Origin of the sequence: Shewanella sp. c952 (assembly GCF_019654975.1) — a bacterium.
Lineage (GTDB): Bacteria > Pseudomonadota > Gammaproteobacteria > Enterobacterales > Shewanellaceae > Shewanella.
On record NZ_BPEW01000048.1, the window covers coordinates 21,280 to 28,102 of the forward strand.

At 42.8% G+C, this 6,823-nt stretch carries 6 protein-coding genes and 3 tRNA genes; 3 read left to right on the top strand and 6 right to left on the bottom strand.

Annotated elements, in window-relative coordinates:
* Nucleotides 1–56 precede the first annotated feature (56 nt).
* Both K5R16_RS20440 and maiA read left to right on the top strand, forming a co-directional pair.
* Nucleotides 57–1,043, top strand: a complete 987-nt coding sequence (locus K5R16_RS20440) for a fumarylacetoacetate hydrolase family protein (RefSeq protein WP_220740033.1) — start codon at nucleotides 57–59, stop codon at nucleotides 1,041–1,043.
* 93 nt (nucleotides 1,044–1,136) lie between these two features.
* Nucleotides 1,137–1,790, top strand: a complete 654-nt coding sequence (maiA, locus tag K5R16_RS20445) for a maleylacetoacetate isomerase (protein ID WP_220740053.1) — start codon at nucleotides 1,137–1,139, stop codon at nucleotides 1,788–1,790.
* Between the two features lie 38 nt (nucleotides 1,791–1,828).
* On the opposite strand, the gene K5R16_RS20450 is transcribed toward maiA, so the two are convergent.
* Nucleotides 1,829–2,710: a LysR family transcriptional regulator gene (locus K5R16_RS20450; protein WP_220740034.1), complete on the bottom strand. Its 882-nt coding sequence runs from the start codon at nucleotides 2,708–2,710 to the stop codon at nucleotides 1,829–1,831.
* Between the two features lie 182 nt (nucleotides 2,711–2,892).
* On the opposite strand from K5R16_RS20450, the gene K5R16_RS20455 reads away from it, so the two are divergent.
* Nucleotides 2,893–4,119 (top strand): MFS transporter, encoded by a 1,227-nt coding sequence (locus K5R16_RS20455; RefSeq protein ID WP_220740036.1) that lies wholly within the window; start codon nucleotides 2,893–2,895, stop codon nucleotides 4,117–4,119.
* A 27-nt stretch (nucleotides 4,120–4,146) separates the two neighbouring features.
* Here K5R16_RS20455 and K5R16_RS20460 read toward each other — a convergent pair whose 3' ends face one another.
* The 5 genes from K5R16_RS20460 to K5R16_RS20480 all read right to left on the bottom strand — a co-directional run bounded on the left by K5R16_RS20460 (nucleotide 4,147) and on the right by K5R16_RS20480 (nucleotide 6,779).
* The gene (locus tag K5R16_RS20460) at nucleotides 4,147–5,382 is read right to left on the bottom strand and encodes an MFS transporter (RefSeq protein ID WP_220740038.1); all 1,236 of its coding nucleotides are present in this window, start codon (nucleotides 5,380–5,382) and stop codon (nucleotides 4,147–4,149) included.
* A gap of 757 nt (nucleotides 5,383–6,139) precedes the next feature.
* Nucleotides 6,140–6,367, bottom strand: coding sequence for a hypothetical protein (locus tag K5R16_RS20465; protein WP_220740040.1), 228 nt, complete (start codon nucleotides 6,365–6,367; stop codon nucleotides 6,140–6,142).
* 110 nt (nucleotides 6,368–6,477) lie between these two features.
* A tRNA-Val gene (locus tag K5R16_RS20470) sits at nucleotides 6,478–6,553 on the bottom strand.
* Nucleotides 6,554–6,590: 37 nt separating this feature from the next.
* A tRNA-Val gene (locus K5R16_RS20475) sits at nucleotides 6,591–6,666 on the bottom strand.
* A gap of 37 nt (nucleotides 6,667–6,703) precedes the next feature.
* Nucleotides 6,704–6,779: transfer RNA gene (locus K5R16_RS20480), tRNA-Val, on the bottom strand.
* Nucleotides 6,780–6,823: the final 44 nt, after the last annotated feature.

Genomic DNA, 6,823 nt, shown 5'->3' on the forward strand with positions numbered 1-6,823 from the left:
ACAGCTCAGAAACTGAGCAGAGTTAGTCAGCTAGCCACATTTTATTAGGAGTCAGTATGAAGTTAGCAAGTTATGATAATGGACGCCGTGATGGCCAGTTAATGTTAGTTAGTCGTGATCTAACTAAAGCGGTTGCGGTGCCAGCTATTGCTCATACTATGCAGCAATTGTTAGATGCATGGGAGCTACTGAACCCGCAGTTGGTTGAGCTATATGATGCATTAAACCAAGGCTTAATGGATAATGCTATCGCATTTGATGAAGCCAAATGTCTATCACCACTGCCTCGTGCTTATCAGTGGGCTGACGGTAGTGCTTATGTCAATCACGTTGAATTGGTTCGCAAAGCGCGCGGCGCTGAGATGCCTGCAACATTCTGGACAGACCCTTTAGTGTATCAAGGCGGTTCTGATTGCTTTATTGCGCCGAAAGCGGATATTCCCTTAGCAAGTGAAGAGTGGGGTATCGATTTCGAATCAGAAATCGCAGTTATCACTGATGATGTGCCAATGGGAGTTACCACTGAAAATGCCGATAAACACATCAAACTACTTATGCTAGTTAATGACGTGTCATTGAGAAACTTAATTCCTGGTGAACTGGCTAAAGGTTTCGGATTTTTCCAAGCTAAACCATCAAGTAGTTTTTCTCCTGTCGCAGTAACGCCTGATGAGCTGAATGAAAAGTGGCAAGATAGCAAAGTACATCTACCTCTGATCACTCATCTAAATAACGAGCTTTTTGGCCGACCAAACGCTGGTGTGGACATGACGTTTAACTTTAGCCAACTGGTTTCTCATGTTGCTAAGACTCGTCCATTGGGCGCTGGTGCGATTATTGGTTCAGGCACTATCTCAAACTACGACCGCAGTGCAGGCTCAAGCTGCTTAGCTGAAACTCGAATGCTTGAAACCATTGCCGATGGTAAGCCAGCGACACCATTTATGGGCTTTGGTGACCGCGTTCGTATCGAGATGCTGGATGAGAATAACCAGTCAATATTTGGCACGATTGATCAGCAGGTTGTTGAATATAAAGCTTAAGTTGCAGTAGGGCTTTAAATTAAATAGAAAAGAGAGTTAATTCGTAGCGGATTAACTCTTTTTTGTTTAAGCATTATGGAGAGAGCAAATATGATGAAACTGTATGGATACTGGCGCTCAAGCGCAGCTTATCGTGTACGAATAGCGCTTAATCATAAAGGATTAACCGCGGAGCAGATCTCGGTGCATTTAGTTAAAAATGGCGGAGAGCAGCATCAATCGTCATACACTGCGCTAAATGCACAGGAATTGGTACCGACCTTAGTTATTAGCGATGTTAACGGCCAAGAGCGTGCATTAAGCCAGTCTGTAGCGATCATTGAATATCTTGATGAGGTTTATAGGGAGAGTCCATTACTGCCCGTCGATGTTTTTGATAAAGCCATCGTACGTGCTATGTCGCTAACTGTAGCATGTGAAGTTCACCCGCTAAACAATCTTAAGGTACTGCAGTACTTGGCATCGGAACTAGACATAACTGATAGCGCTAAAACACAGTGGTATCACAACTGGGTGAATCAAGGTTTTGCAGCATTGGAGCAGCAATTAGTGCAATACAGCGGTGATTTTTGTTTTGGTGATAGCATTACCTTGGCCGATCTATGTTTGGTGCCACAAGTATACAATGCTGAGCGGTTTAAAGTGGATATGACGCCATTCCCAAATATCGTGCGGATTAATGCGCATTGTTTAACGCAGCAAGTATTTATCGATGCTATGCCTGAGAATCAACACGACGCAAGCTAAACTTGTGCTAACTGTTGCTGGTAGGCGCATGGTTTACCTCAGCGATTATCCATTAGAAAATCGACAAACGCTCGATCGGCTTTGCTGATAGGGCGTTGTTTTTTCCACGCGATATGTAAGTCTAAATAAACGGGAGGATTGAAAGGTTTCGATAGGATATCGTCATCTTGCTCAATCACCATCTTTAACACACTCGTGATCCCGTACTCTTGCGCTACAACCTGTTTGATAAGATTAATCAGATTGGTTTCAAATGCGATGCTGGCGTTAAGACCCAATAATTTGGCTTGTTCAAGCATCCATTCTCGATGAAAGTAACCTTGCTTAAACAGCACGAGATCATGCTGGAAAAACTGTTCCAGTGGCACTGAAGCTTGCGCTGCTAAAGGGTGATGTTTACCGACAGCAACCACCATCTGCTCCTTTAATAGCAGGTGGCTCTCAAAGTTATCATCTAAATCATTGGCTGTGATAATGGCGATATCCACATCTTCTCGCTGAAGCATCTTTAGCGTATCGCGGGTGCCCCCTTCAAACAGGGATAATTTAAGGTCTGGGTGTTGATGCCTAAATGCCATTAAACGACTCGGTAGGTAGAACGAGCCAAGCATTCCTGGTACCGCCACTCTGATTTCCCCTTTAGTTAAGTTCGCCATCGATTTAATGTGGGCTTCGGCTTGCGCCATATTTTTGATGATAAGCTTTGCGTGTTGATGCAGTGCTCGTCCCTCAGCAGTGAGTGAGAGTGCCTTACTACGCTTATGAGCACCTCTATCGACTAAAGTAACACCTAAGGAGTCTTCTAGTCTTTTAATGCTCTGGCTGAGTGCTGGTTGCGCTATATTCAATTGCTGCGCAGCTTTTGTAAAACCTCCAAAAGTAATTAACGCATCTAAGTGCTTTAACTGTTTTATATCCATTGCGAACCCACTTTTAAATTTAACGACTATCACCATCCTTTGAACAGTTCAATATTAGCGGATCTGATTCAGAACTTTCCATAACAAAAATCAATAAATATGGTTGTTTTTAATTATTATCGTTATAGAAGTTCAATTGCTATGCTATTTGCATTAAGACGGTTTTATAACGAGTTACCATTATGAACGGCACAGTAGAGCAGATAAATAGCAATAGAGAGTTGAAGCTGATTGGCGGGTTATCGATTGCTTCTATTGTTATTTTTATCAATCTTTATCTAGTGCAGGGCATGTTGCCTTTGATTGCTGCCACATTCTCAGTTTCTAAATCTCACGCAACGTTGCTGCTGTCAGTGACAAGTTTCACCATGGCGTTTTCACTATTACTGTTTGCGGTAATGTCAGATCGAATAGGTCGTAAACGGCCCATTCTGATCAGCCTTTATTTTCTGGTGATAGTAGACATCGTTGCCATATTTATTGCTGACTTTAGTCAGTTAGTCGCTTTGAGAATGGTTCAAGGGGCACTGTTGGCTTCAGTTCCTGCTATGGCGATGGCTTATTTCAAAGATGAATTAGGTGGCCATGTATTGTTAAAGGCAGGGGCTATCTATATTGCGGCTAACAGCATTGGAGGCATTGCTGGTCGGTTACTCGGTGGGGTGATGTCAGAGTATCTGCAATGGCAGGAAGCGATGATGTTGTTAGCTTTCATATCATTAATGGGAACTTTACTCGCGACTCGCTTATTGCCAGATAGTCAGTTTACCAAGACGAAGTTGATACTGAACAAAGAGGCAATACACTCAGATTTACAGGGGTTCTACAGCCATTTAGCGAACCCTAAGCTGAGATTGATTTACTTGATTGGCGGCAGTGCATTTATGGTGATGGTCAATCAATTTAGCTATATTCAACTGCATTTAATGGATACGCCGTTTATGCAGGGGCCTTTTGAGGTAACTTTAATTTTCCTCTCCTATTTAAGTGGTACTTATGCATCATATCGCAGCGCAAAATGGATAAAGAATAACGGCGTTAAGCGGGTTTATAGTACGTCTGTATGCGCTTTAATGCTAGGCACTATGTTTACACTGTTTGATACTGTAGCCACCATCTATATTGGATTTTTAATCTCTTCGTTTGGTTTTTTTCTTATCCACAGCAGCTGCAATGCTTGGGTCGCATTTATTGCTAAGCAACATCGTGCCAAAGCTACAGCCCTTTATTTGTGTAGTTATTACCTTGGTGCCGCTATTGGCGGGCCATATCTGTTACCGTTTTGGCAGCAATGGGGCTGGCAAGGAGTGGTGCTGGGATCGATGTTATGTTTGTCTATACTCGCTGTACTGGTGGCTAAATTGCTGTCGCCAGCAGAGACAAAAACTCCCCTGTCATTCATCGTTTAGTGTATGTATTAGATTAGTATTCGTGTATTAAGTTTCAGCTGTCGCTTTCGTTGGTTGCGGCCATATCTGCGCTTTATAATGGCCGTGAAAAAATACCGCTGCGGCAAAAAAGGTCACTAAAGCGCCGCCAAGCAAACTCCATTTAACATCTATCATGCTTAATACGCTACCAAGCCCCGCAGCAAAAAGATTACCTAAACAGAAAACGGTGACCAACATGCCCATTAGCTGACCTTGGGCATTATTTTGATATGAATTGGACAAATAGACGGGTAAAAAACCGTTGTAAATGGCGATACCTGCGCCCATTAGCGCAAAAGAAATTAAGTAAAATTGGTTGTCAATAAAAGGCAGGGCTACCAGGGCTGAGCCAAATAACATCACTCCGACTAAACCTGCTCTTGCGTGTGACATCCTTTGTTGAATTATTGGGTTTACCCATATACTAGTAAAGATCATACAAGCCGTTAAAAATACTGTTGCCCAACTGATATCAACCGGTGTGTAGTTAAACTGTCTCACTAAATGCAAAGGATAATATTCGTAATAGAGATTGACTCCAGTCGTTAGCAGTAAGTACAACATAAAGAATCGTCGTAGATCCGTTTGCCGCAACAGAACAAGACTAGATGAATGACTGGGAGCTTTTATCGTTTTGTTTAAAGTGGCTGGCATCATAAAATGACTGAGTCCAGCACATATAAAACAAGCCAAAGCAGCCACAACAAATACAGTTTCAATTCCCGAGTAAATTAAATATCCACCTAAAAGAGGGCCGAGAAGATAACCACCATAGCCCATGGCGCTGATGAGCGAGAAACTACGTGCTTTGTCGATAATAGGGTGAAGATCTGCTGCTATTGCGCGGGCAATTGAAATGTTTCCTTCACACACTCCTGTGAGCAACCTCGCTATACAGAACAGGGCAAAGTTACCAGATAACGCAGCGAATGCCGTCGCGCTATAACCGAAACCACTTCCTACTAAAGTGAGTGTTAATAGTCTGCGTCTTCCGTAACTATCTGACAAAGAACCAATAAAAGAGCTGCCAATAATAATACCTAACGGGTAAACGCCTAAAACGATGCCAAGCAATAACTCTTTAGGTAGCCCCATGAACTGGCTTAATGCGCTGTCACCTTGTTCAAAAAGCGGTGCTAAAATCGGGTAGGGCAGAGCAATACCAGCAACACTGATTAGAGTCACAATCAGAGTGATCATCAGTATTCTTTTAGCTTCGGTTTGTGGCTCGGCGATAGGCATCTATTTCATCTACAGCTGGTTAAGAGAGCAATGAATATCGCATGTTTAGTTAATTATGTAAATTAAAATGTTTACTTAATAATTGAGGTGAGCTAGGCGAGTGACTCGATTCTGATTGAAGCAGAACGTTTGAACTGATTACTTATGAAGATTCAGCTTATTTTGTTGCAGGCTGTATTTTTAAGCTATCCAAAATAACAATTGCTTAGTGGGTCGGGACGTTTAGTTGGTTCGGAGGAGTGAGTGCTTAATGTCGGTGTACAGTTTTAAGCCTCTGCATCCTACAAAGGGAAAGATAATACCAATTCCAATAAAGAATTGCTCATTCAGCGGGAGTTTAAATCACTTTAGACAAGTCAGTGGCTTATCGCTAATGGTTATTCTCGTCTCTGGCATCCTGCTCCGCTCTCGATAATTGCTCCTGCATTATTCTACCTTCGACCATCTTTGGCCCCGTACCTCCTACATCTGACTGCCAAGGAGGGCCGGAATGTCTTATTTTGTATGGAACAAAATAGACCATTTAGTCGTATATCGAGTGGCACATGCGCTGTATTAAGTGATTTCCCCATGCCTTAAATATCAGCCGCACGTTGTGAGCGTCTCAGGAGTTTCACTGCTACGTTGCATTGTCTCAAAAGGAAATAACCATTTTTCCCCAATGCGCCTTGAATTGAAAGTCCTGAGAAAGCTCTGAACAGAGCATATCCTCAATGGAATTGGTATAACTTTGGTGTGACTGCTCGCAGAACGCGGATTATTTATTAGGGTTTATTTGTTGCATCACGGTATCGCTCGGGAGTAGCTCTAGATGACCATGCTCGTCGAAGTACCATCCGGTAATAAAGCCCTTTTGACGCATCCGGACAAGGTTATTCATTACCTCTTTCGCCTCCACGAGCGCGGTTTGTTGATCATATTGATACGTAAGTTTTAAGTAGGCAGCAATACTCGCAAGAGAAGCCGATTGACTAACGTCAGCCATGGGATTCATCCAAAAATAGAAGATACTAAAGGATAGTAGAATCTGCTTAATACTGATGGATTAAAATGAACTAGATTGGTGATATTTTTTTACGAAGAGGTATAAAAGAATGGTGGTCGATACTGGGCTCGAACCAGTGACCCCCTCCTTGTAAGGGAGGTGCTCTCCCAGCTGAGCTAATCGACCTGGGGTTTCACAATGTTTTAATTCTTTGTAAAAAGAATGGTGGTCGATACTGGGCTCGAACCAGTGACCCCCTCCTTGTAAGGGAGGTGCTCTCCCAGCTGAGCTAATCGACCTGGGATTTCATAATGTTTTAATTCTTTACGAAAAGAATGGTGGTCGATACTGGGCTCGAACCAGTGACCCCCTCCTTGTAAGGGAGGTGCTCTCCCAGCTGAGCTAATCGACCTGGGATTTCACAATGTTTTAATTCTTTGTAAAAAGAATGGTGGT